The organism is Streptomyces sp. NPDC104367 (genome assembly GCF_055583825.1).
Genome location: NZ_JBVJND010000008.1, coordinates 189,775 through 211,679, shown reverse-complemented (window position 1 = coordinate 211,679; position 21,905 = coordinate 189,775). Strand labels below are relative to the sequence as shown.

The 21,905-nt window shown below is 71.7% G+C and carries 19 protein-coding genes and 1 pseudogene; 9 read left to right on the top strand and 11 right to left on the bottom strand.

Features of this window, described 5'->3' with window-relative positions:
* Positions 1-6: 6 nt before the first annotated feature.
* The 6 genes and pseudogenes from ACZ619_RS14720 to ACZ619_RS14695 all read right to left on the bottom strand — a co-directional run.
* Positions 7-66, bottom strand: a pseudogene (locus tag ACZ619_RS14720) (hypothetical protein); the annotation flags it as partial.
* A gap of 334 nt (positions 67-400) precedes the next feature.
* Positions 401-1,078, bottom strand: coding sequence for a class F sortase (locus ACZ619_RS14715; RefSeq protein WP_469598553.1), 678 nt, complete (start codon positions 1,076-1,078; stop codon positions 401-403).
* A gap of 13 nt (positions 1,079-1,091) precedes the next feature.
* Entirely contained in the window at positions 1,092-1,670 is a 579-nt protein-coding gene (locus ACZ619_RS14710; RefSeq protein WP_469598551.1) for a hypothetical protein, read from the bottom strand.
* A gap of 117 nt (positions 1,671-1,787) precedes the next feature.
* Positions 1,788-2,567 (bottom strand): HAD-IIA family hydrolase, encoded by a 780-nt coding sequence (locus ACZ619_RS14705; protein WP_469598549.1) that lies wholly within the window; start codon positions 2,565-2,567, stop codon positions 1,788-1,790.
* A gap of 303 nt (positions 2,568-2,870) precedes the next feature.
* The gene (locus ACZ619_RS14700; protein ID WP_469598547.1) at positions 2,871-3,767 is read right to left on the bottom strand and encodes a hypothetical protein; all 897 of its coding nucleotides are present in this window, start codon (positions 3,765-3,767) and stop codon (positions 2,871-2,873) included.
* Positions 3,768-4,013: 246 nt separating this feature from the next.
* Positions 4,014-5,252: an ROK family transcriptional regulator gene (locus ACZ619_RS14695; RefSeq protein WP_469598545.1), complete on the bottom strand. Its 1,239-nt coding sequence runs from the start codon at positions 5,250-5,252 to the stop codon at positions 4,014-4,016.
* A gap of 48 nt (positions 5,253-5,300) precedes the next feature.
* Between ACZ619_RS14695 and ACZ619_RS14690 the strand changes: the two genes are divergently transcribed.
* From ACZ619_RS14690 to ACZ619_RS14680, 3 genes are all read left to right on the top strand, one after another.
* Entirely contained in the window at positions 5,301-6,380 is a 1,080-nt protein-coding gene (locus ACZ619_RS14690; RefSeq protein ID WP_469598544.1) for a Gfo/Idh/MocA family protein, read from the top strand.
* Positions 6,380-6,880: a heme-degrading domain-containing protein gene (locus ACZ619_RS14685; protein WP_469598542.1), complete on the top strand. Its 501-nt coding sequence runs from the start codon at positions 6,380-6,382 to the stop codon at positions 6,878-6,880. Before ACZ619_RS14690 ends, ACZ619_RS14685 begins: the two co-directional genes overlap by 1 nt.
* 329 nt (positions 6,881-7,209) lie before the next feature.
* Positions 7,210-7,389, top strand: coding sequence for a hypothetical protein (locus tag ACZ619_RS14680; protein ID WP_469598540.1), 180 nt, complete (start codon positions 7,210-7,212; stop codon positions 7,387-7,389).
* Between the two features lie 125 nt (positions 7,390-7,514).
* Here ACZ619_RS14680 and ACZ619_RS14675 read toward each other — a convergent pair whose 3' ends face one another.
* Positions 7,515-8,372, bottom strand: coding sequence for a fumarylacetoacetate hydrolase family protein (locus ACZ619_RS14675; protein WP_469598538.1), 858 nt, complete (start codon positions 8,370-8,372; stop codon positions 7,515-7,517).
* A gap of 131 nt (positions 8,373-8,503) precedes the next feature.
* Positions 8,504-9,049, bottom strand: coding sequence for a winged helix-turn-helix transcriptional regulator (locus tag ACZ619_RS14670; RefSeq protein ID WP_469598536.1), 546 nt, complete (start codon positions 9,047-9,049; stop codon positions 8,504-8,506).
* A gap of 66 nt (positions 9,050-9,115) precedes the next feature.
* Here ACZ619_RS14670 and ACZ619_RS14665 point away from each other — a divergent pair, with 66 nt between their 5' ends.
* Complete coding sequence (locus ACZ619_RS14665) at positions 9,116-10,513, top strand: MFS transporter (RefSeq protein ID WP_469598534.1); 1,398 nt, start codon at positions 9,116-9,118, stop codon at positions 10,511-10,513.
* A gap of 42 nt (positions 10,514-10,555) precedes the next feature.
* Here the strand turns inward: ACZ619_RS14665 and ACZ619_RS14660 are convergent, their stop codons facing one another.
* A complete protein-coding gene (locus tag ACZ619_RS14660) occupies positions 10,556-11,746 on the bottom strand; it encodes a WD40 repeat domain-containing protein (RefSeq protein ID WP_469598532.1) in 1,191 nt (396 codons plus the stop codon).
* A 109-nt stretch (positions 11,747-11,855) separates the two neighbouring features.
* Positions 11,856-12,587, bottom strand: coding sequence for a class E sortase (locus ACZ619_RS14655; RefSeq protein ID WP_469598530.1), 732 nt, complete (start codon positions 12,585-12,587; stop codon positions 11,856-11,858).
* A 336-nt stretch (positions 12,588-12,923) separates the two neighbouring features.
* On the opposite strand from ACZ619_RS14655, the gene ACZ619_RS14650 reads away from it, so the two are divergent.
* Positions 12,924-14,396: a glycoside hydrolase gene (locus ACZ619_RS14650; RefSeq protein ID WP_469598528.1), complete on the top strand. Its 1,473-nt coding sequence runs from the start codon at positions 12,924-12,926 to the stop codon at positions 14,394-14,396.
* Positions 14,397-14,547: 151 nt separating this feature from the next.
* Here ACZ619_RS14650 and ACZ619_RS14645 read toward each other — a convergent pair whose 3' ends face one another.
* The gene (locus ACZ619_RS14645; protein ID WP_469598526.1) at positions 14,548-14,859 is read right to left on the bottom strand and encodes a DUF1905 domain-containing protein; all 312 of its coding nucleotides are present in this window, start codon (positions 14,857-14,859) and stop codon (positions 14,548-14,550) included.
* Between the two features lie 43 nt (positions 14,860-14,902).
* Here ACZ619_RS14645 and ACZ619_RS14640 point away from each other — a divergent pair, with 43 nt between their 5' ends.
* From ACZ619_RS14640 to ACZ619_RS14625, 4 genes are all read left to right on the top strand, one after another.
* Positions 14,903-15,922: a hypothetical protein gene (locus tag ACZ619_RS14640; RefSeq protein ID WP_469598524.1), complete on the top strand. Its 1,020-nt coding sequence runs from the start codon at positions 14,903-14,905 to the stop codon at positions 15,920-15,922.
* A gap of 127 nt (positions 15,923-16,049) precedes the next feature.
* Positions 16,050-17,630 (top strand): ATP-binding protein, encoded by a 1,581-nt coding sequence (locus ACZ619_RS14635; RefSeq protein WP_469598523.1) that lies wholly within the window; start codon positions 16,050-16,052, stop codon positions 17,628-17,630.
* A 117-nt stretch (positions 17,631-17,747) separates the two neighbouring features.
* The gene (locus ACZ619_RS14630; RefSeq protein ID WP_469598752.1) at positions 17,748-20,654 is read left to right on the top strand and encodes a Z1 domain-containing protein; all 2,907 of its coding nucleotides are present in this window, start codon (positions 17,748-17,750) and stop codon (positions 20,652-20,654) included.
* A 21-nt stretch (positions 20,655-20,675) separates the two neighbouring features.
* Positions 20,676-21,683, top strand: coding sequence for a NaeI family type II restriction endonuclease (locus ACZ619_RS14625; RefSeq protein WP_469598521.1), 1,008 nt, complete (start codon positions 20,676-20,678; stop codon positions 21,681-21,683).
* Positions 21,684-21,905: the final 222 nt, after the last annotated feature.

Here is a 21,905-nt window from a genome sequence, read left to right as displayed (position 1 = left end):
CGCGTCCGCCGGCGGTTCCGCCGCGCCCGCCGTCGGCGTCCCGCCCAGGGACCGGCCCGGCGGGTCGCACCGGCATTCGCCCGGATCCCCGCCCGCGCAGGGGCCGTTGCCGTTCCGGCCGGCGTCGGCCGCGTCCGGGCAGACCTCGGTGTTCCTCCGTCGCGTTCCGGGTACGCGTACGGGAAGGCGGCTCGGCGGGCACGGAAGCTAGGCCCGGGCGCCCGTTGCCCTCTAGAGTCGCTTGCAGGCGGCCCGGCCTCCCGGCCCGCCCTTCCAACCTCCCGCGCCTGACGCCGGGTTACTCCCGCAGCCCGTGCGCGCGCGGTCGAGGACCGGCCCGGTCGGCGGTCTCAGGGGAGCGGGTCGTCGACCGGGCCAGGTGGGCCGTACGGGCAGGCCCTCAGACGGCGGTGCCGGTGAGGTACGCCGAGACGACCACGTTCGCCGTGTAGCTGCGGGTGGTCCGGTCGAAGGTCCCGCCGCAGGTGATCAGGCGGAGTTCGGCGCGGCCCGACTCGCGGGTGCCGTAGGCCTGCCGGGCGTCGAAGCCGTCGCGGGGCAGGACCTGCACGTCGTCGACGGTGAACTCGGCGACCGTGCCGTCGGCGCGGACCACCCGGATCGTCTCGCCCGCGTGCAGGGCGCTGAGCTTGTAGAAGACGGCGGGCCGGGTCTCGGTGTCGACGTGTCCGACGAGGAGCGCGGTGCCGGCCGCCCCCGGTTCGGTCCCGGAGCCGTACCAGCCGACCACGCCCGGCTGGTCGAAGGGCGGCGGGTCGACCGCGCCCTGCCGGTCCAGGCCGCGGGCGACGACCGGGGCCTGCACGCCCAGCTCGGGGATGTCGACGCGCTGGGGCACGGCCGCCTTCAACGGCTTCGCGGCGGGCGGGAGTCCGGCGTCGGCCGGGCGGCCCACGGCGGCCACGTCACCGGTGGTGGGGCCGGACATGCCGTCGGGTACCTCGGTGACCCCGCGGCCCCACAGCCACAGGCCGAGCAGGAGGAGCGCCCAGGCCACTCCGGTCAGGAGCCGGCCGGTTCCGGTGGACTGTTCCGTGTCATGTGTGCCATGTGACATATCGCGTGCGTCCTCAGCCCGAGCCCCGGCTCCGCCGGGCGCTCAGCAGCCCGACGGCGACCGCGGCGCACCCGGCGAGCACGAGACCGGTGACCGCCTGCGCGGTACCGGGTTCGGCCGGCCGGGACTCCACCGAGGCGAGCGGTGCGGTCCCCCCGCCGCCCGCGTGCACGGGCGCGACGGGCGAGGCGGGTACGACGCCGGACGGGATGCCGGGCGGGATGCCGGGCGCGTCCTGCCGGGACGGGGACGACGACCGCTCGGCGACGGTCACGCTGCCGTCGAGCACCGCACCGGCGCAGGTGATCTTCACGTCGTAGGCGCCGGCGCTGATCGCCGAGCGGACCCGGGTCTCGCCGGTCAGGGTGCCCCCGGAGCCGGTGAGCCGGGCGTCGGCGACGAAGGCCCCGGAGACGGCGGTGCCGGTCGAGCCGGAGCAGCCGCTGACCCGGAGCGCCACGTCGGTGCCGGGGGCCGGGGAGGCCGGGGTCACGGAGACCCCGTGACCGTCCGCCGCGAACGCGGCCGCCGGGAAGAGGGCGGCGGCCGAGGCCAGGAGTCCTGTACTGAGAGTGAGGCGTACTGAGCCCATCGTGAACCTCCAGATATCTGGAGGCTCCCCCGCGGCGGGCGCCCCCGCATCCTCGGAGGGCGCCGTTCTGCTCCGTACGGGTGAGGCCGGGTTTGGGCCCCGGCCCCCCGGCCCGGGTCAGATCAGGTCGACGAGGTCCGCGATGGAGTCGACGGTCCGGGAGGGCCGGAAGGGGTAGCGGTCGACGTCCTCCGGCCGGGTGACGCCGGACAGCACCAGGAAGGTGCGCATACCGGCCTCCAGGCCCGCGAGGACGTCGGTGTCCATGCGGTCGCCGATCATCGCGGAGGTCTCCGAGTGGCCGCCGATCGCGTTGAGTCCGGCCCGCATCATCAGCGGGTTGGGCTTGCCGACGAAGTACGGCTCCTTGCCGGTGGCGGCGGTGATCAGCGCGGCGACCGAGCCGGTGGCGGGCAGGTCGCCCTCGGTGGAGGGGCCGACGTTGTCGGGGTTGGTGGCGATGAACCGGGCGCCGCCGTTGATCAGGCGCACGGCCTTGGTGAGCGCCTCGAACGAGTAGGTGCGGGTCTCGCCGAGGATGACGAAGTCGGGCTCGTGGTCGGTGAGGATGTACCCGATGTCGTGCAGGGCGGTGGTCAGACCGGCCTCGCCGATGACGTAGGCGCTGCCGCCGGGCCGCTGGTCGTCCAGGAACTGGGCGGTGGCCAGGGCGGAGGTCCAGATGTTGTCCACCGGCACGTCCAGGCCCATCCGGCGCAGCCGTGCGTGCAGGTCACGGGCGGTGTAGATGGAGTTGTTGGTGAGGACCAGGAAGGGCTTCTCGGAGTCCCTCAGCTTCTTCAGGAAGGCGTCCGCGCCGGGGATCGGGACGCCCTCGTGGATGAGGACGCCGTCCATGTCGGTGAGCCACGACTCGATGGGCTTGCGGTCTGCCATGTGGATGCGTCTCCTGGCGTGCGGTCATACGTGAGCTGGGGGCGCCGGAACCACGACGTACCGACGCCCCCAAGCCTAGTCAGGACCGCGCCGGACCGACCCCGCCGATCACCGGGTACCGGTCGCCGGGCAGTCCCCGGGCCACGGGCGGACCGGGGCTGCGGGCGGACAGGGGCCACGGGCGAACCGGGGCTGCGGGCGGACCGGGGCTGCGGGCGCGGTGATCCGGGGGTGCCTCCGGCAGCGGTCCGGGGGGGTGCCTCCGGCGGTGGTCCGGGGGTATCTCCGGCAGCGGTCCGGGGGTTACCTCCGGCGGCGGGCCAGCAGGGAGGCGGCTGTGCCGACGGTCAGGAGGGTGGCGGTGGCCGCGAGCAGTCCCTGGGCCAGGCCGAGGCCGGTGCGGGCCAGTTCGCGGGCGCGTTCACCGGCCTGCTCGGCCGCCTCCGCCTCGTCGGCGAAGGCCAGGGCGTCGCCGGGAGAGGCGGTGGGGGTGGCGGCGGGGGTGGCGGCGGGACCGGTGGACGGGGCCGTCGAGCCGGTCGGGACGGCGGTCGGAACGGCATCCGCGGTCGAGGTCCCGGTCGAGGTCGCGGCGGCCGTGCCGGCGAGGGCCGTGGGCAACGGCTGCGGTTCGCCGCCGATGCCGAAGCGGTAGTCGCCGGACTCACCCACCCAGCCGCCGTCCGCACCCTGGCGCTGGACGAGGGCCGCGTTGACCGTGACCGAGTTCGGCACGGCGTCCGCGGTGACGGCGAGTCTGACCTTGACCGAGACGGTCGCCCCGGGCGCCACGGTGAACCCCGGGAAGTCGTTCCCGTCGAACACACCGATCAGCTCCGACTCGTCGGTCGAGGTCAGCTCGACCGGGCGGGTGCGCGGGCCGTCGTAGAACTCCAGCTCGGTCTGCGCGGGTTCGAGCGCCCGTCTGTCGTCGGTGAGGACGACGACCGGGTGGACGTCGGCGCAGGTGCGGCCCGTGGTGTTGGTGAGGTCCAGGTACCAGGTGCCGAAGCCGCCGCCGGGGTCGTAGGTCCGGGGGCCGTCGTGGATACGGGTGGTGAGCGGGAAGTCCCCCGCGTCGGCGGCCGTGCAGGACGCCTCGGCGACGACGGGAGCGGCTGCCGCCGCGGGGACGGCGGCGGTCAATGCGGCGGCAGCGGTCAGGCAGAGGCACAGGGACGCGGGGGTGCTCGGTCGCATGGTCATGTGATCCTGCCGGGCACGGCCGCGGCCCGGCGGCCGCCACTCCGCGCGGGCGGACCGACTCCGCTCGATCAGCCCCCTGTCGTCAGCCGTCCTGCCGTCGAGCCGTCCTCCCGCCACGTCAGCCGTCCTCCCGCCAGGCCGTCAGGTGTCCTGCCGACGAGCCGTCAGCCCTCCTCCCGTCCACCCGTCCTCCCGTCCTCCCGTCAGACGCCTGCCGTCCTGCCGTCAGCCGTCCTGCCGTCAGCCGTTCGCGCGGCCGAACAGTGGGGCGAGGAGCAGCTGGGCCGCGCCCTGGGCGACGCCCCGGTCGCCGCCGGGCGCGAGGCGGACCGGGACGGCGTAGCCGAGGCCGCCCTCGCGCCGGGCGCGCTCGTCGAGGACGGCGGCGACCCCTCGTACGAAGGTGTCCGGGGCGGCGGCGACCGTACGGCCGCCGAGCAGCACCAGGTCGATGTCGAGCAGCCCGGCCAGGTTCACGGCGCCGGCGCCCAGGATCCGCGCCGCCTCCCCGAGGTCGCCCCGGCCGACCGCGGCCAGGCAGAGGGCCTCGACGCAGCCCCGGTTGCCGCAGGGGCACGGCGGCCCGTCCAGCTGGATGACCTGGTGCCCGAACTCCCCGGCCCCGGTCCGCGCACCCCGGTGCACGCCGTCACCGATCACCAGACCGGCGCCGAGCCCCGTGCCGAGGTGCAGATAGGCGAACGATCCGCCCTCGCCGCCGACGGCGAGACCGAGGGCCGCCGCGTTGGTGTCCTTGTCGACGACGACCGGCACCCCGAGCCGCTCCGCCAGCGCGTCCCGCAACGGAAACCCGTCCCACCCGGGAAACCCGGTGACCCGGTGCAGCACCCCACGCGCGTGATCGAGCGGCCCGGGCAACGCCACCCCGACCCCGAGCAGCGGCCGGGGGACGCCGAGGGGGGTCAGCTCGTCCACCAGGTCCGCGACCGCGCCGACCACGGCCGTCGCTCCCGCGCCCAGGCCCGGTTCCGCCCGGCGCTCCGCGAGGACCGTGCCGTTCAGGTCGGCGAGGACCGCGCGGAGCTCGTCGCGGTCGAGGTGGACGCCGACCGCGTGTCCGGCCTCCGGCACCAGCCGCAGGACCGTGCGCGGCTTGCCGCCGGTGGACGCGCGCCGTCCGGCCTCCGCCGCGAGGCCCTCCGCACGGAACCGGGCGGTGATCTTGCTGACCGCCTGAGGGGTGAGCCCGGTCCGCTCGGCCAGTTCGAGACGGCTGATGCCGCCCTCCCCGGCCGTCCGCAGCAGGTCCAGCACCAGCGCCGCGTTGTGGCTGCGCACGGCGAGCAGATTCGCCCCGACCGGGCCGGTGGCAGTCCCGGCCCGGCCGGCACCGGTCCCGGCCGGCCCGATAGCAGTCCCGGCCGGGCCGGTGGCAGTGGCTGCCGGGCCGGGACCCGTGCCCGCGCCGCTCCCCGTGCTTCCCCTCGCACCGTTCCTCGTCCTGTTCACGTCGTCCATTCTCGCTGCCGCTTGCACTTTGGCAACAGCGTTGCGAAAGTGGGGGCCATGACCCGTACGACAGCTGCCCGCCCGCTCCGCGTCGGCCTCATCGGCTACGGCCTCGCCGGATCCGTCTTCCACGCCCCCCTGATCGCCGCCGCCGAGGGCCTCGCCCTGGACACCGTGGTCACCTCCGACCCCGAGCGGCAGGCACGGGCGAGGGCCGAGTTCCCGGACGTCAGGACGGTCGCCACCGCCGACGAGCTGTTCGACCGGGCGGCCGGGCTGGACCTGGTCGTCATCGCCTCCCCGAACAGGACGCACGTCCCGCTGGCGACGACCGCGCTGAAGGCGGGCCTGCCGGTCGTGGTGGACAAGCCGGTGGCCGGTACCGCCGCCGAGGCACGCGGCCTGGCCGCCCTCGCCGAGGAGCGCGGCCTGCTGCTCTCGGTCTTCCAGAACCGCCGCTGGGACAACGACTTCCTGACCCTGCGCGCGCTGCTGGACTCCGGCGAGCTGGGCGAGGCCTGGCGCTTCGAGTCCCGCTTCGAGCGCTGGCGGCCGCAGCCCAAGGGCGGCTGGCGCGAGTCCGGCGACCCGGAAGAGATCGGAGGCCTCCTCTACGACCTCGGCAGCCACGTCGTGGACCAGGCCCTGGTCCTCTTCGGCCCGGCCACCGAGGTCTACGCCGAGTCGGTGATCCGCCGCGCCGGTGCGGAGGCCGACGACGACACGTTCATCGCCGTCACCCACGCGGGCGGCGTCCGCTCCCACCTCTACGTCTCGGCGACGGCGGCCCAGCTCGGCCCGCGCTTCCGGGTGCTGGGCTCGCGGGCGGGTTACGTCAAGTACGGCCTGGACCCGCAGGAGGCGGCCCTGCGCGAGGGCGGGCGCCCGGACGCCGGGTGGGGCACCGAGCCGGAGTCGCTGTACGGGCGGGTCGGCGCGGGAGAGTCCCCGGTCACCGGCGGCGGCCGGGTCGTGCCCACCGTGCCCGGCGACTACCCCGCGTACTACGCTGCCGTGGCCGCGGCCCTGCGGGGCGAGGGCCCGAACCCGGTGACCGCGCTGGAGGCGGCCGCCGCCCTGGACGTACTGGAAGCAGCCCGCCGCTCGGCGCGAGACAAGGTGACGGTGACCCTCTGATGCACCACCCGCAGATCACCCCCCGGTCCACCCCCGAACTGACCCCGTCGGCCGAGGAGCTGGAGAAGCAGGAACAGCGCCTGGTCTTCAGGCAGTTCACGAACGACGACGCGTGGGCGCTGGGCTCCCTGCTGGTGGAGATGGCGCAGGAGCGCCAGGCTCCGCTGGCCATCGACATCCACCGCGCGGGCCAGCAGCTCTTCCACGCGGCGCTGCCCGGCTCCGCCCCGGACAACGATGCCTGGATCGCCCGCAAGCGCCGGGTCGTGATGCGCTACGGCGCGGCCTCCTACCTGGTGGGAGCCCGCTTCCGGGCGAAGGGCACCACCTTCGAGGAGTCCTCCCGCCTGGACCCGGACGAGTACGCGGCCCACGGCGGCTCCTTCCCGATCACCGTCGAGAACGTGGGCGTGATCGGCGCGGTGACGGTCTCGGGCCTCCCCCAACTCCAGGACCACCGCTTCGTGGTGGAGGCGCTGGAGCGGTTCCTGGGCGTCTAGCCGACACGTCCCGTAACGGGTTCGTCACCGAACGGCGTCGCCCCGTGCACGTGTTGCCGGCAGACGGCATGCTGTACGGAGTGGCGCCGTCGGTGCCACGGGGACTCGCGTCGAGTCCGCTGTCAGTGAAGGAGGGACGATGCCCGTACACACCAAGCGAATTCACCTCGACGACGCCTTGGCGCAGCCGGGCGTCGCCTGAAGCAGCAGCTCCCTGACGACACGTCACCCTGCTCCGTCGCGGAGCGGGAGGGACCGCGGCTGATGGCCGGCTTTCCGGCTCATCGGCTGCGTTCCGCCCGTTCCGGCCCGACATCGGAGGAGGTCCCGTGTTCACCCTCACCACGCTTCTCGCCGCCCAGGCCCCCGTGGCCCTGCTCGCCGTGGTCGTCGTCCTGTCCGTGACGTTCCTGCTCGCGCTGCTGATCGCGGTGCACGGAACGGAACCCGCCCAACGACCGGCGGTGTTAAGGGCCTTCGCCCACATCCTGCCCCGCAGGAGGAGATAGAGGCGCCCTGCGCACGCCCGCGCACGGTACGGTTCCGCGGGTCCTCCGAGTTCGCCGGGTCCTCCGACTTCTCCGGGTTCCCCAGGTCCCGTACCGTGCGCGGGTGTTGTCGCTTGCGGCCGCCGTCAGGCGTCCTTGAACTCCTGCCGCTGCCTGCCGAGCCCGGTGATCTCCAGCTCGGCCACGTCGCCGGACCGCAGGAACGGCTTCGGCTCGGGTGCTCCCAGCGCGACGCCCGCCGGAGTGCCGGTGTTGATGACGTCGCCGGGGTAGAGGACCATGAACCGGCTGACGTAGCGCACGACTTCGGCGACCGGGAAGATCTGCTCGGCGGTCGTGCCGTCCTGCTTCAGCTCGCCGTTCACCCAGAGCTTCAGCGACAGCCGCTGCGGGTCCGGCACCTCGTCCGCGGTCACCAGCCACGGCCCGAGCGGGTTGAACGTCTCGCAGTTCTTGCCCTTGTCCCAGGTCCCGCCGCGCTCGATCTGGAACTCCCGCTCGGACACGTCGTGCGCGACGGCGTATCCGGCGACGTACGCCAACGGGTCCTCGTCGTCGCCCACGTACCGCGCCGTACGCCCGATGACGACCGCCAGCTCCACCTCCCAGTCGGTCTTCACCGACCCGCGCGGCACCAGCACCGTGTCGTCGGGCCCGACGACCGTGTCCGCGGCCTTGAAGAAGACGACCGGCTCGGCCGGCGGCTGGGCACCCGTCTCGCGGGCGTGGTCGTGGTAGTTGAGCCCGATGCACACGATCTTGCCGATCCGCCCCAGCGGCGGCCCGATCCGCAGCCCGGCCGCGTCGAGCGCGGGCAGCTCCCCCGCGTCGGCGGCGGCCCTGACCCGGCCGAGGGCCGCGTCGTCGGCGAGCAGTGCGCCGTCGATGTCGTCGACGATCCCCGAGAGGTCCCGCAGGACGCCCTCGGCGTCGAGCAGCGCGGGCCGCTCCGCCCCCGCCGTACCGACTCGCAGCAGCTTCATGGTCGTCACCATCTCCCTTGATAGCGTGCGCCCGGCCGATGGGTGCAGCCATCGGAGGACTTGTTCGATCCTCCGAGAAGTGAGTGCAGCGGGCAAGAGCCTGTTCACGTACTGGACCGCGCACGCCACCCTCAGCCCCGCTCCGCCCCCAGGGACTCGACCGGCTCGATCGGCTCCAGCAGCCTCTTCGGCTTGAGCAGGGCCCGGCTGACCGGGTCGGCCGGATCGGGGTCGAGCCCCGGCCCCGGCATGAGGAGGACGTCCGCGGCGGGCACCACGAGCCCGCAGGCCGGGCACTCGCCGTACGACCCGAGTTCCGTACCGCAGTCCGCGTGCCGGAAGTAGCGCAGCCGGCGGTCCATGAGGTGCTCGCGCCCCCAGACGGCGAGGGCGCGCAGCGTGGGCCACAGCGCGATACCGCGGTCGGTGACGACGTACTCGTCCCGGGGCGGCGACTCCTGGTACCGGCGCTTCTCCAGGATCCCTTCCTCGGTGAGGGTCTTCAGGCGGGCCGACAGGACGGCGCGCGGGATGCCGAGGTGGACGAGGAAGTCGTTGTAGCGCCGGACGCCGTAGAGCGCGTCGCGGACGACGAGCAGGGTCCACCGCTCGCCGACGACCTCCAGCGCGCGGGCGATCGAGCACTCCTGCGTCACGTAGTCCCTGCCCAGTGCCATAGACCACCTCAGCCGCTTTCCTTGCCGTTGGTTCAATGACCGAACCGATACTGCTAGGGTAGCGGCATGCCTAGGTTCAATGAACGAACCATCCAGCGCGCGGCGGCGGTCACCGTGAAGACCGCCGACCACCCCACCGCTCGGGCCACTCTCGCCCTCACCAGCGCCGCGACCGCCGTGGCCCTGATGACGTACACCGCCCCGATGGTCACGGTCCCGGACACCGCCGCCGCCCTGCACACTCCGCTCTCCGCGCAGGCGTGGCTGCTGAACGGCACCCCGCTCGGCCTCGCCGCCCTCCTCCTGGTGGCCGGCAGCCTCGCCGACGACTACGGCCGCCGCCGGATCTTCGTCGCCGGCGCCGTCGCCCTCGGCGTGACCACGGCCCTCGGCGCACTGGCCACCTCCACCTGGGCGTTCGCCCTGGCCCGGGTGGCGCAGGGAGCGGCGAGCGCGGCGATCCTGGCGAGCAGCCTCGGCCTCCTGGTGGCCGCGTTCCCGAGCCCGCGCGGCCGGCTGCACGCGACCGGCGTGTGGGGCGCGTTCGTCAGCGGCGGTATCGCGGTCGGCCCGCTGGTCGCCGGGGCGATGCCGAACTGGCGGGTGGCGTACGCCGTGCTGGGCGCGGCCGCGCTGGTCGTGGCGGGACTCTCCTTCCGGACGCTGGCGGAGTCCCGTTCGCCGCGCGGCGGCCGCCCGGACATCGCCGGGGCCGTGAGCTTCGGCCTGGCGCTGGTCTGCCTGGTGGCGGCCCTGACCCTGGGCCGGGACGGCTGGCTGCGGACACCGGTGGCCCTGCTGTTCGCGGCGACCGTCGTCCTGCTGGCGCTCTTCACCCTCGTCGAGCACCGCTTCGCGGCGACCCCGATGATCGACCTCTCCCTGCTGCGCAGCCCGCGCTTCCTGGGCTCCGCCACCGCCGGGCTCTTCACGGGCCTGACGGTGATAGGTCTCTTCAGCTTCCTGCCGACGCTGCTCCAGCAGACCCTGCACATGACCGCGATACAGACGGCGTGGCTGCTCCTGCTCTGGTCCGGCCTGTCCTTCACGGTCGCGCTCCAGGCCAAGCGCCTCGCGGGCCGTGTCTCCCCGCGCCAGCAGCTGGCCGCCGGCTTCCTCCTGCACGCGGGCGGCGCCCTCTCCATGCTGGGCGCCCTCGACGCCGGTTCCTGGCCCCGCCTGCTGCCGGGCCTGGTCCTCGGCGGCGTCGGCAGCGGCCTGCTCAACGCCGGGCTCCCCCTCCTCGCCGTCGAGTCGGTCCCCGCCGCGCGGGCGGCCATGGGCTCAGGCGCCCAGCAGACCTTCCGCTACATCGGCTCCTGCGCCGGCGTGGCCCTCACCATCGCCCTCGCCACCTCCGCCCGCGCCGGCCTGCCCCACGGCGCGGACATCGCGATGACGGTGTCGGCGGTCCTGGCGGTCGTCGGGGCGGCGGGGGTGCTGGCCCTGCGGGAGCGGCACTGACCGCTCCGTCGGACGGTGCTCGGCGAGAAAACCGACCCGGGTTCACGCACGCGTCTCCCACAGCCTCACCGTCGAGTCGAGGCCGCAGGCGGCGAGCAGTCGGCCGTCCGGGCTGAAGGCCAGCCCGCGTACGGCCTTGCGGTGGCCGGTGAGGTGGGCGGTCGCGGTGAGGTGCGTGGGATCGGTGACGTCCCACAGGGTCACGGTCGCGTTCTCGCATCCGGACGCCAGCAGCCGCCCGTCCGGACCGAACGCCACCGCGAACATCCGCCCCGTGTCCCCGCGTCCGGCCAGGGGGAGGGAGGCCGCGGCCGTCCGCGCGGGACGGGCCGGGTCGGTGACGTCCCACAGCGTGACGGCTCCCTGCCGCCACGACCCGTAGGTGCCGGAGACGACGCCCAGATCGCCACTGCCGGTGGCCAACAACCGCCCGTCCGGGCTGAACGCCACCGAATGGACGGCGGGCGCCCCTCCCGAGGTCAACGCCTTGGGCCAGTCGCGGGCCTGCGGCCGGACGACTGCGGTGCGGGCCGGACGCGTCGGCTCGCCGACGTCCCACAGCACTCCGGTGTTCCTGTCTCCGTCGGACCCCGTGGCCAGCAGCCGCCCGTCCGGGCTGTACATCACCGTCCTGACGGGACCGGACCGCCAGAGGTGCCGCTGGTGGGTGAGCGGGGCGCCCCGTTCGGGCCGCGACGGATCGGAGACGTCCCAGACGGTCACCGTACGGCCGACGGCACAGGCGATGAACCGTCCGTCCGGGCTGAACCCCACCGCGTGGACACCGCCCTGCCGCCAGCCGTCGCGGAGCAGCAGGCCGGGGGGTCGGTGCGCGAGGGTCACCGACCGGGCCGGTCCCGCCCCGTCCGTGACGCCCGTCCCATCTCTGACGCCCGTCCCGTCCCTGACCCCCGTCCCGTCCCTGACGCCCGTCCCGTCCGTGACGTCCCGGAGGAGCACGTTCCAGTCGCTGCCACCGGACGCCAGCAGCCGCCCGTCCGGACTGAACGCCACCGTGTTCACCGCTCCGCGATGGCCGGTGAGGGCCGTGGCCCGGACCGGGCGGGACGCGTCCGTGACGTCCCACAGGACGACGGTCCTGTCACCGCCGCCGGACGCCAGCAGCCGCCCGTCCGGGCTGAAGGCGACCGCGTTGACCGCTCTGCCGTGCCCGTCGAGGGTGGCGGCCGGCTCCCTCGACGGAGGCGGCGAAGGCCGTCCCAGGAATGCCATGGTGCAGTCTCGCGCGATCCGCGCCCCCGGGGAAGCCGGAGCACCGCCTTCCGTCGCCCGGCCGTGTCGATGCGGCCGCGGCCGTAGCGCCGTCACGCCCCCGTCCGCGCTACGTCCGCGGCCGCATCGACACCAGCTTCCCCCACACCACCATCCGGTACCGGGACGTGAACTCGGGGGTGCAGGTGGTCAGGGTGATGTAGTAGCCGGGCTGCTTGTAGCCGTACGACGGCTTCACGGTCGAGCGGGGTACGGCCTTGATGACCCCGGAGTCCCGGGACGAGGTCTGCGGCAGGATCTGGTCCACGGCGTAGGTGTAGGTCGCCGACCCCGTCTCCACCTCGACGGTGTCCTCGCGCCGCAGCCGCGGCAGGTGGCGGAACGGCTCGCCATGGGTGTTGCGGTGCCCGGCGAGCGCGAAGTTCCCGGCCTGGCCCGGCTGTTGGGTGCCGGGGTAGTGGCCGACGTATCCGTGGTTGAGGACCTTCGGCTTGCTGACCCCCTCGGCGATCGGGACCCGCAGCCCGAGCCGCGGGATGACGAGGACGGCGTACGCCCGGGAGGCGGTGACCCGCGGGGTGTACGACGTCGAGGAGCGGCCGGTGCCGGAGCGGGCGGACGACGAGGAGCCGGCCGTACCGGAGTCGCCGCCCCCGCTCTCACCCAAGCCGCCCGAACCGGCTTTCTTCGACGCGTCGTTGTCCCACTCCCGCTCCAGCGCCTCCACCTTCCGTTCGGCGCCCCGCTTCGCCTCCCGGTTGGTCCACCACAGCTGGTGCACGACGAGGAGCATGAGCACCACGCCCACGGTGACCAGGAGTTCGCCCCCGGTCCACCACACCCGCCGACGCCGAGCCCGCCACCGCCGGTCACCATGCCCCACGACCCGCACCGCGCACCTCCCGCCAGCCGCGTCACCGGCCGCCGCCGGCCTCGTCACCGGCTCCCGCCGGGCCCGCACGATAAGGCGATCGCCGCCAAGTCACCAGAGCCGCAGGGCCTCCCGTCACCGACCCTCCCCACAAGCACTTCCTCCACGGGTTTTAGAAAGCGCTGTCACATCCCTCGACAACCTCATGCGCCACACCCGATGCTTCCTGTTGGCATGCGGGGGGACGAGTCAACACCGGTCCGGGAACCGGTGATTGAGCCGCAACGGAGAGGTTGAGAAGCAGCCATGATCCGACGCAGAACACTCCTGGCCGCCGCGGGCGGCGGCCTCCTGGGCAGCGCCCTGGCCACGGGCACGGCCCGCGCCGACGCGACCATCGCGGTCAGCCCGTCGACGTCGTACGGCACCTGGGAGGGCTGGGGCACCTCGCTCGCCTGGTGGGGCAACGTCTTCGGCACCCGCGACGACTTCGCCGACATCTTCTTCACCACCAAGTCGACGACGTACAACAGCACTTCGCTTCCGGGCCTCGGCCTGAACATCGCCCGCTACAACCTGGGCGCGTGCAGCTGGAACACCGTGAGCGGCGAGAGCATGGTGGCCTCCGCCAACATCCCCGCGTTCAAGCAGATCGAGGGCTACTGGCAGGACTGGAACAACGAGGACCCCACCTCCTCGGCCTGGGACTGGACCGCGGACGCCACCCAGCGCGCGATGCTCGTGAAGGCGGTGAACCGCGGCGCGACCGCCGAGCTGTTCGCCAACTCCCCCATGTGGTGGATGTGTCTGAACCACAACCCGTCCGGCGCCTCCGACGGCGGCAACAACCTCCAGTCCTGGAACTACCGCCAGCACGCCTCCCACCTCGCCTCGGTCGCCCTGTACGCCAAGAACAACTGGGGCGTGAACTTCGCGACGGTGGAGGCCTTCAACGAGCCCTCGTCCTCCTGGTGGACGGCCACCGGCACCCAGGAGGGCTGCCACATGGACGCCACCGTCCAGTCGGCCGTACTTCCCTACCTCCGCAGCGAGTTGAACAGCCGGGGCCTGACCGGCACCAAGATCTCGGCATCGGACGAGACCAGTTACGACCTGGCCCGCACCACCTGGAGCTCCTTCTCCTCCACCACGAAGGGCTACGTGGACCGCGTGAACGTCCACGGCTACCAGGGCTCCGGCGGCCGTCGCGACCTGCTCTACACGGACGTCGTCACGACGGCCGGCAAGGCCCTGTGGAACTCCGAGACCGGCGACAACGACGGCACCGGCTACACCATGGCCTTCAACCTCCTCTACGACTTCCGCTGGCTGCACCCCACCGCCTGGGTCTACTGGCAGGTCATGGACCCGTCCTCGAACTGGGCGATGATCGCGTACGACGCGGACACCCTGGCCGCGGGCGCGATCACCACGAAGTACTACGTGATGGCGCAGTTCAGCCGGCACATCCGCCCCGGCATGACGATCCTCGACACGGGCGTCAGCTACGCGACGGCGGCCTACGACGCGTCCGCGAAGCGCCTGGTGATCGTGGCCCTGAACACCGCCACCTCCGCCCAGACCCTCACCTTCAACCTCTCCGGCTTCACGACCGTGACCGGCGGCACGGGCGGCCTGGTGCCGCGCTGGAGCACGGTGACGACGGGCGGCGACGCGTACAAGTCGTACTCGGACACGTACCTGTCCGGGAAGACGGTCGCGGTCTCCTTCCCCGCGAAGTCCGTCCAGACGCTCCAGATCGACGGCGTGACGATCTAGCGCACCGTCCGGCCCGACGCATCCGGACGACGGACCGGCGCCGGGGACACACACCCCTCCCGTGCCCCCGGCGCCCCCACCCCCACGACCTCACCGCCCACCACTGGGCCCACCGCACCGACCCACCCCTCGCCCTACCGCACCAGGACCCTCATCCCGACCTGCACCTCGTCGCCCGCCCCAGCCCCTGCGGCCCTCGCACGACGCTCCTGAGCGGCAGCGGACAGCCGCCGTCCTTCGGGAACAGGGACGTCCCGAACACCACCCCGCCCACGGTCGCCTCGGCCGGAACGCCCCCACCCGTACGAGAGCAGGGCGGCCACCGCGGATCTCCTCGGACTCCTCCTCGGGCACGGGCACGGGCACGGGCACGAAGTAGTGGGGAGCGGGCCCCGCCACTCCACCACGCACCCACCGAACCCGAACTCCACGCAACGGCTCCTCTCCCGTCGACTGCCCCCATCCCTGTCTCTCGTTTGTCACCGCCGGGCAGTACCGTGTCGTTCATGCGCCCCGACACGCCCGCCGAGAACGTCGACCACGCCGCCGAAGCGGCACGCCTGGAACGGACCGCCGGCCTCTACCCCGAGGACGCCGAGGCCCTCCTCCTCCAGGCCGCCGCCCACCTGGAACTGGCCGGTGACCGCCCCGCCGCGTCCGCGCTCTACGACCGCCTGCTCGCCGCCCCGGAGGCCTTGGAGAACGCGGCCCTGGTCCGGGCCCTCAAGGCGTCGAACCTGTGGGAGTACGACCACGAGGCCGAGGCCAGGGCGATCATCGACGGCCTGCGCACCACCGCTCCCAGCGACCCGGCGCCGTGGGTGATCATCGCCGAGTCCCTCGAATCCCACGACGAACTCGAAGCGGCGCACGACACGTTCACGGAGGCGGCGACCCTGCTCCTCACGGACGTCCCGGAGCCCCCCTACGCCACGCACCCCCTCCTCTTCGGCCGCCACCGCGTCCGCCGCATGCTCGGCCTCCCCCACGACGACTGGGACGCCCGCGCCGACGCCCTCCACACCTCCCCGGTCTCCCTGGACGAACTCCACGACCCGAAGCGCGTGTGGTCCCTGGGCTCGGACAACCCGGCGGAACTGAAGGCCGAGATCTCCCGCCTCCGGGCGGAACTGGGCGCCTACCGCGAGGCCCTCTCCCGCCCCTTCCCGGTGGCGGTCCTGCACTGGCCGGCGGGCGAGCTGGAGGAGCTGCTGTCGGCGTACCCCACGCTGACCACGGAGTACCCGTCCCACCCCGAGCACCTCTCGACCATAGAGTCCTCCCTCCGCGAGCTCTCCACCTCCGGCACCCCCAACCTCGGCATCGTCACCGGCACCGTCCCCTCCTACGAGGCCTTCGCCGCCTCGGAAGGCTCCTCCCCCGGCGACACCACCCTCCTCCCCCAGTACGCAACGACCCTGGCGGCCCGGGGACGGGCCGTGGTGTGGCCGCCGCAGCGGACTTCAGAGTGTTGGTGCGGGGTGGGGTCGGCCTACGCGGAGTGTCACGGGACGCCCGGGGCCTGAATCGGCACCGTTTGCTCCGATCCCCCTGTTCCTTCACAACTGGCTCACGCTAACGTCATATGTGACCAGCTGAACTGGCATGCCCCCAGGCGTCCCTGGCATGTCCTAGCGCCCGAGGAACATCCGCATGCCGCCCTACCAGCCGTCCTCGGACTGGCAATTCGACGTACCTACCAGCGGAAGCAAGCGGCTGCCTCCGGCAGCGCGGTCGTTCGAGTCGCTCGCGCACCAGGGCTACAGCTTCGAGGCGGCCATCGCCGACCTGATCGACAACTCGATCGACGCGCAGGCGCACAACGTCGTCGTGAGTTTCCTGCGGGACACCGGCGAGCGGGGCGGCCGGGACCGCCTGGTCGGCCTGCTCGTCATCGACGACGGCCGGGGTATGGACGATGCCGGCCTTGACACCGCGATGACCGTCGGCGGACGTGAGGACTACCCAGCGGGCGCTCTGGGGCATTTCGGAGCCGGGCTGAAGGCCGCCTCGCTCTCGCACGCGGACTCGCTCACCGTGATCAGCCGGACCAAGCGCACCCGGTCGACCGGCCGCCGCTGGCTCACCGCCCGCGCGCAGGCGGACTTCACCTGCGACATCGTGGACGCGACGTACTGCCAGAGTCTGGTCGACCGGTACGACGGCGTCATCGGCTGGCACGGCACGATCGTCCGCTGGGACGAGGTCCGGGCGTTCGAGACCATCACGGAGGGGCAGACCGACCGCTACCTCAACGACGCGATCGAGCGGCTTGAGACCCACCTCGGTCTCCATCTCCACCGGTTCCTCGCGCGCGACGGGTTCAACATCGACATCGTCGTCGAGGACGTCCACACCCGGGAGGAGCTGGACCACAGGGGCGTCGAGCCCGTCGACCCCTTCGGTTACCGTGTTCCGGGCCGGGCGGGCTACCCACGCACGTACAGCGCGCCCGTCGAGGGCGTCGGCGATGTCGCGCTCACCGCGCACATATGGCCGCCCAAATCACCGCTCGTCGCCTACCGGGGCATCGGCCCGCTCGCGGAGCGACAGGGCTTCTACGTCTACCGCAACGACCGGCTCGTCCAGGCCGGCGGCTGGAACGACACCCGCAGCCCCGAAGGCCACCTCGCGCTCGCCCGAATCGCCGTGGACCTGCCGTCGGAGCCCAACGACGTGTTCGCCCTGACCGTCAAGAAGGACGGCGTCCAGGTCACCCCGGCATTCGCCCGCGGGCTGGAGCAGGCAGCCGATCCCACGACCGGCCATACCTTCGGCGAGTACATCCGTGAGGCCGAGACGACCTACCGCGAGGCCGCCAAACGGCGCACCGAGGTCAAGCGCATGGCCGTCATCCCGCCGGGCAAGGGACTCGACCCGAAGCTCAAGCGGACACTGCGCGACGAACTGCCGCAGCTGGAGGGTGACGATCCCATCACCTTCACCTGGGCCAGGCTGGACGTGCCGCCCGGCGTCGACTCCGCTGAACTGATCTTCACGATCGACCACAAGGAGCGCCGGATCGTCCTCAACAGGGACTACCGGCACGTCTTCAACGGCGGCCGGCGCGGAGGTTCCAATGACGCGCCCGTCCTCAAGAGCCTCCTCTATCTGATGCTCAACGAGATCTTCCAGAAGGAACGGGTCTGGGCCAACCAGACCGACAAGGTCGCCCTGTGGAACAGCGTGCTCGTCACCGCCGCACGGGCTGAGATCGAGCGCGCCGAGGAATAGCCGGCCTCTCTCCCGCAACTGCCCGTATCCCAGAGAGGCCGACAAGCCGCTGTGACTGCCGAGAACACCCCTGCCCACGACCGCCTCGCCGATCTCCACGGCGAGGTCCTCGACGCGATGAGCCGACGCGGGCCCAAGCACTTCGCCAAGCTCGCCTCCGTGCTCGCCGACACCGATGAGCCGGCGGACACGGACATGTTCCACCTCCGGGACCGGATCCTGGCAGCTGACCCAGGCGACGAACTGCTCGCCCTCTGGCGCCGAAAGCTCACCGCATGGGACTTCGAGCAGTCCCCCTCGTGGTCGGCTACCGAGCCCCGTACTCCGGAGCGCCGTGCCGAGGTCTACGGCAAGCTCGCGTTCGGCGCGGATCTGCGCAAGGCCCTCGATGCCGCTGTCCCGGTGCACAAGGAACAGGGTCCGGTCACCATCAGCCGCGAGTTCCAGGCCTGGTACACCAGGGAACACGCGGCTAACCGCTCCTTCTACTGGACCTCGTACGAGCAGCTGCTGCGCCGCAAGGGCTGGAGCGACACGGCCGTCTCCAGCCTGGACGAAGCCTCCCACGCGGTGGTGGAGCGGCTTGCCGACCCCACCCGTGACGATGCCTACGGCGCGCGCGGACTCGTCGTCGGCTACGTGCAGTCCGGTAAGACCGCCAACTTCACCGGCGTCACCGCCAAGGCGATCGACGCGGGCTACCGTCTGGTCATCGTCCTGGGCGGCACGCTGAACCTGCTGCGCGGCCAGACCCAGCGCCGTCTCGACATGGAGCTGATCGGCCAGGAGAACATCCTGGGCGCCGTCGACCCCGGCGACCCGGACGCCCTGGTCGGCATCGACTACCAGGACGACGATGACTGGCCCGCGAAGTTCGTCTCGTTCGGCGCCCGGCCTTCCGTGCTCGGCGCCTTCGACATCGAGCGTCTGACCTCTCGCGACCGTGACTACATGGCGCTGGAACGCGGCATCAGCGCCCTGGAGTTCGAAAAGCCCGACCGCACCCGGCCGCTGTACGACCCCGCGAACCTGCACGCCGCCCGCGCCCGCGTCATGGTCGTGAAGAAGAACAAGTCGGTCCTGGAGAAGCTGGTCAAGGACCTGAAGAAGATGGGCCCGATCCTCGGCGAGATTCCGGCCCTGATCATCGACGACGAGTCCGACCAGGCCTCGGTGAACACGACCGACCCGAAGAAGTGGGAGGACGGCAAGGTCACCCGCACCGCGATCAACGGCCAGATCAGCAAGCTCCTGCACCTTCTGCCTCGCGCACAGTACGTGGGCTACACCGCGACTCCCTTCGCCAACGTGTTCATCGATCCGGGGGACGAGGAGGACATCTTCCCGCGCGACTTCCTGATCTCCCTCCCGCGCCCCAGCGACTACATGGGCGTACAGGACTTCCACGACCTGGACAACGCCGACGACGGCGAAGGCGAGGCCGAGAAGACGCACGTCCGAGGCATCTACGACGCCACGGGCGACCGTCTCCAGGAGGCCCTGGACGCCTTCGTGCTCACGGGAGCCTTGAAGATCTACCGCGAAAAGCACGGCGTTCCTTCCGACCCGTTCCGGCACCACACGATGCTCGTGCACGAATCCGTCCGCATGGCCGAGCACACCGCGCTCGCCCTGCGGATCAACACTATGTGGCACAACTCGGCGTACACGGGCCCGAAGGGCCACGCACGCCTGGCAGACCTCTTCGACAAGGACTTCGGCGCACACGCCAGCGGCTCCCTGCCGAACCCCGCAACCTACGCCGACCTCAAGCCGCATGTGTCCCGGGCCTGCCAGCTGATCAGTCAGGGTGGCAGCCCCGTCATCGTGGTCAACGGCGAGAGCGAACGCGACTACGCGCAGCCGGACCTCGACTTCGACCGGACCACGAACGTCTGGAAGATCCTCGTAGGCGGCACCAAGCTGTCCCGGGGCTTCACTGTCGAAGGCCTGACCATCACGTACTACCGCCGCAGGACTCAGCAGGCCGACACCCTGATGCAGATGGGCCGCTGGTTCGGCTTCCGTCCCGGGTACCGGGACCTGGTGCGGCTGTACATCGGCCGCGAGGAGCAGCTCGGCAAGGGGCGCAGCGCCAAGACCGTCGACCTGTATGAAGCCTTCGAGGCGATCTGCCGCGACGAGGAACTCTTCCGCGAGGAGCTGACGCGGTACACCGCTCTGGTGGATGGCCACCCCCAGGTCACCCCGGCCCAGATCCCGCCGCTGGTGGCGCAGCACCTCTCCTGGATCAAGCCGTCAGCCCGGAACAAGATGTTCAACGCGGAGCTGGTGGAGGTACGTTCGCCGGGGAAGCCGATCGAGCCGGCTGCGTATCCACAGGACTCCGGGATGACCGAGCGGAACACCAGGCGCTGGGAGCCCGTCCTCGCGGCACTCGGCGGAACCCCGTCAACCTGCACTCTGCAGCCAGACGCGTCCTCGCCGCTGCCGCGCAGCTTCCAGGCGGCAACCGCGATTATCCCGCACAGCCGCCTCCTTTCCGTGCTCAGCTCACTGGAGTGGGAGGAGGGCAATGTCCTCGCCCCGCACCTGACCTATCTCTCTCAGCTCGACGGCCGCCTGGCCAAGGTGGACGACTGGCTGGTCATCGCTCCCCAGCGCACGCAGCGCAACCGGATCGAGGCGACGGTGCTGGGCGAAGGCCCCTTCTCGCTGTTCCGCCGAAGCCGTCAGTCCGACAAGCTGTCCTTTGGCCGCATCTCGGGCCTGGAACACCGGCTGTACGCACAGCAGTTGATCGACCTGGCAGGTCCAGCTTCAGCGGGAGAGAGCGACCTGGGGCCGCATCGCGGTGTGGTTCTGCTGTACCCCGTCGTCGATGCGCGCCATGACGATGAGGTGAAGGCGGTTGCCGCAGCCGGGGCGGCTGCGCCCGACCAGGTCATCATGGCGTTCACCGTGATTCCGCCGAAGGCTGCCGTCGACTCGAAAAAGCAGCTCGTGCGCTTCCGGACGAAGGACTCTTCCCGTCCGGAGGCGGTTATCGTCGATGCGTTCTGAGGCACTCCCGCTTCTTGTCCGATGAGCGAGCCGTCAGCGAGGGAATGCATGCTTCCTTTAGAAGAAGCCGACATCAAGGCTGCCACGTCGGTCGCACTGAGCGACATGGCGGCCTTGCCGGACCCTGAACTGAACCAGGTCTACGAGCACGTCAAGGCACTCGACCCTGCTGGCCGACGGTTCGCCACGGTCCTCCGCGACACCATCGACCAGTTGCTCAACGGCGAAGTGACCGGGCGGTACGACTGGAAGACGCTCTTCAAGACAGAGAAGACACACGCGGGCACCCTGGTAGAGATCAACCTGCAGCGCGAGTTCAGGTTCGCGGACGGCGAGGCCATGGACTATCAGATCGCCGACGTCGACGTGGACTGCAAGTACTCACAGCAGTTCGGCGGCTGGATGATTCCGCCGGAGGCGGTGGGTCACCTCTGCCTGCTGGCCTGGGCGGACGACTACAAGTCACGCTGGAGCATCGGTCTTGTCCGGATACGCAGCGAGTGGCTCAACACGGGCAACAACCGTGATCTCAAGCTCACTATCAAGGCCGCGCACCGTGACAAGATCCACTGGCTGTGGCGTGATGAGCCGCTGCCCGAGAACGTGCTTCTCCACATGGATGCCGCCGACCGCGACGCCGTGTTCGCCGCGGGTTCGGGCCAGCGGCGCTTGAACGAGCTCTTCCGGCGCGTTCAGCGGCGGCGCATCGGCCGCAACGTGGTGCGTACCGTGGCCCAGCAGAAGGACTACATGAAACGGGTACGCGGCAACGGCGGCTGCCGGTCGGCTCTGGCACCCGAGGGGATCGTCATCATGGGCCACTACACCAGCCACCGTGAGATCGCCGGCCAGCTGGGCCTGCCGCTTCCCGACGAAGGTGAATTCGTCAGCGCCCGCCTGGTCCCGGCAGGGCCGGATCACGGAGACAGCGCCCGCGTCACTCTGGACGGCGGGGAGTGGGTCCTCGCTCTGCCGGGCGACGCCGCTGTACCCGCTCCGGCCTTGCCTGCGCATACCAAGGAGGACTGACCATGAACGCTCCGTTCGCGGCCTGTCTTCCCGGGTGAAGAAGCTGGACGAGACCGGGAAACGGAACTTCTTGCAAAGCGCGTTCTTAGGACGCCGACAGCAGATACTCCGCCCGCCCCACCTGCACACGGCGGTATCCTGCAGGTGGAAATCCGGTCAGACCATGTACAGAACGTACAGCATGAGTCCTCCGGACGATCAGACACCGTCGCGGCACCGGGA

What these genes read in the sequence shown, in the direction of transcription:
- ACZ619_RS14715 (WP_469598553.1), bottom strand. Translation starts at nt 1,078, where the DNA reads ATGTCACATGGCACACATGACACGGAACAGTCCACCGGAACCGGCCGG.
- ACZ619_RS14710 (WP_469598551.1), bottom strand. Translation starts at nt 1,670, where the DNA reads ATGGGCTCAGTACGCCTCACTCTCAGTACAGGACTCCTGGCCTCGGCC.
- ACZ619_RS14705 (WP_469598549.1), bottom strand. Translation starts at nt 2,567, where the DNA reads ATGGCAGACCGCAAGCCCATCGAGTCGTGGCTCACCGACATGGACGGC.
- ACZ619_RS14700 (WP_469598547.1), bottom strand. Translation starts at nt 3,767, where the DNA reads ATGCGACCGAGCACCCCCGCGTCCCTGTGCCTCTGCCTGACCGCTGCC.
- ACZ619_RS14695 (WP_469598545.1), bottom strand. Translation starts at nt 5,252, where the DNA reads ATGGACGACGTGAACAGGACGAGGAACGGTGCGAGGGGAAGCACGGGG.
- ACZ619_RS14690 (WP_469598544.1), top strand. Translation starts at nt 5,301, where the DNA reads ATGACCCGTACGACAGCTGCCCGCCCGCTCCGCGTCGGCCTCATCGGC.
- ACZ619_RS14685 (WP_469598542.1), top strand. Translation starts at nt 6,380, where the DNA reads ATGCACCACCCGCAGATCACCCCCCGGTCCACCCCCGAACTGACCCCG.
- ACZ619_RS14675 (WP_469598538.1), bottom strand. Translation starts at nt 8,372, where the DNA reads ATGAAGCTGCTGCGAGTCGGTACGGCGGGGGCGGAGCGGCCCGCGCTG.
- ACZ619_RS14670 (WP_469598536.1), bottom strand. Translation starts at nt 9,049, where the DNA reads ATGGCACTGGGCAGGGACTACGTGACGCAGGAGTGCTCGATCGCCCGC.
- ACZ619_RS14665 (WP_469598534.1), top strand. Translation starts at nt 9,116, where the DNA reads ATGCCTAGGTTCAATGAACGAACCATCCAGCGCGCGGCGGCGGTCACC.
- ACZ619_RS14660 (WP_469598532.1), bottom strand. Translation starts at nt 11,746, where the DNA reads ATGGCATTCCTGGGACGGCCTTCGCCGCCTCCGTCGAGGGAGCCGGCC.
- ACZ619_RS14650 (WP_469598528.1), top strand. Translation starts at nt 12,924, where the DNA reads ATGATCCGACGCAGAACACTCCTGGCCGCCGCGGGCGGCGGCCTCCTG.
- ACZ619_RS14645 (WP_469598526.1), bottom strand. Translation starts at nt 14,859, where the DNA reads ATGGGGGCAGTCGACGGGAGAGGAGCCGTTGCGTGGAGTTCGGGTTCG.
- ACZ619_RS14640 (WP_469598524.1), top strand. Translation starts at nt 14,903, where the DNA reads ATGCGCCCCGACACGCCCGCCGAGAACGTCGACCACGCCGCCGAAGCG.
- ACZ619_RS14635 (WP_469598523.1), top strand. Translation starts at nt 16,050, where the DNA reads ATGCCGCCCTACCAGCCGTCCTCGGACTGGCAATTCGACGTACCTACC.
- ACZ619_RS14630 (WP_469598752.1), top strand. Translation starts at nt 17,748, where the DNA reads ATGAGCCGACGCGGGCCCAAGCACTTCGCCAAGCTCGCCTCCGTGCTC.
- ACZ619_RS14625 (WP_469598521.1), top strand. Translation starts at nt 20,676, where the DNA reads ATGAGCGAGCCGTCAGCGAGGGAATGCATGCTTCCTTTAGAAGAAGCC.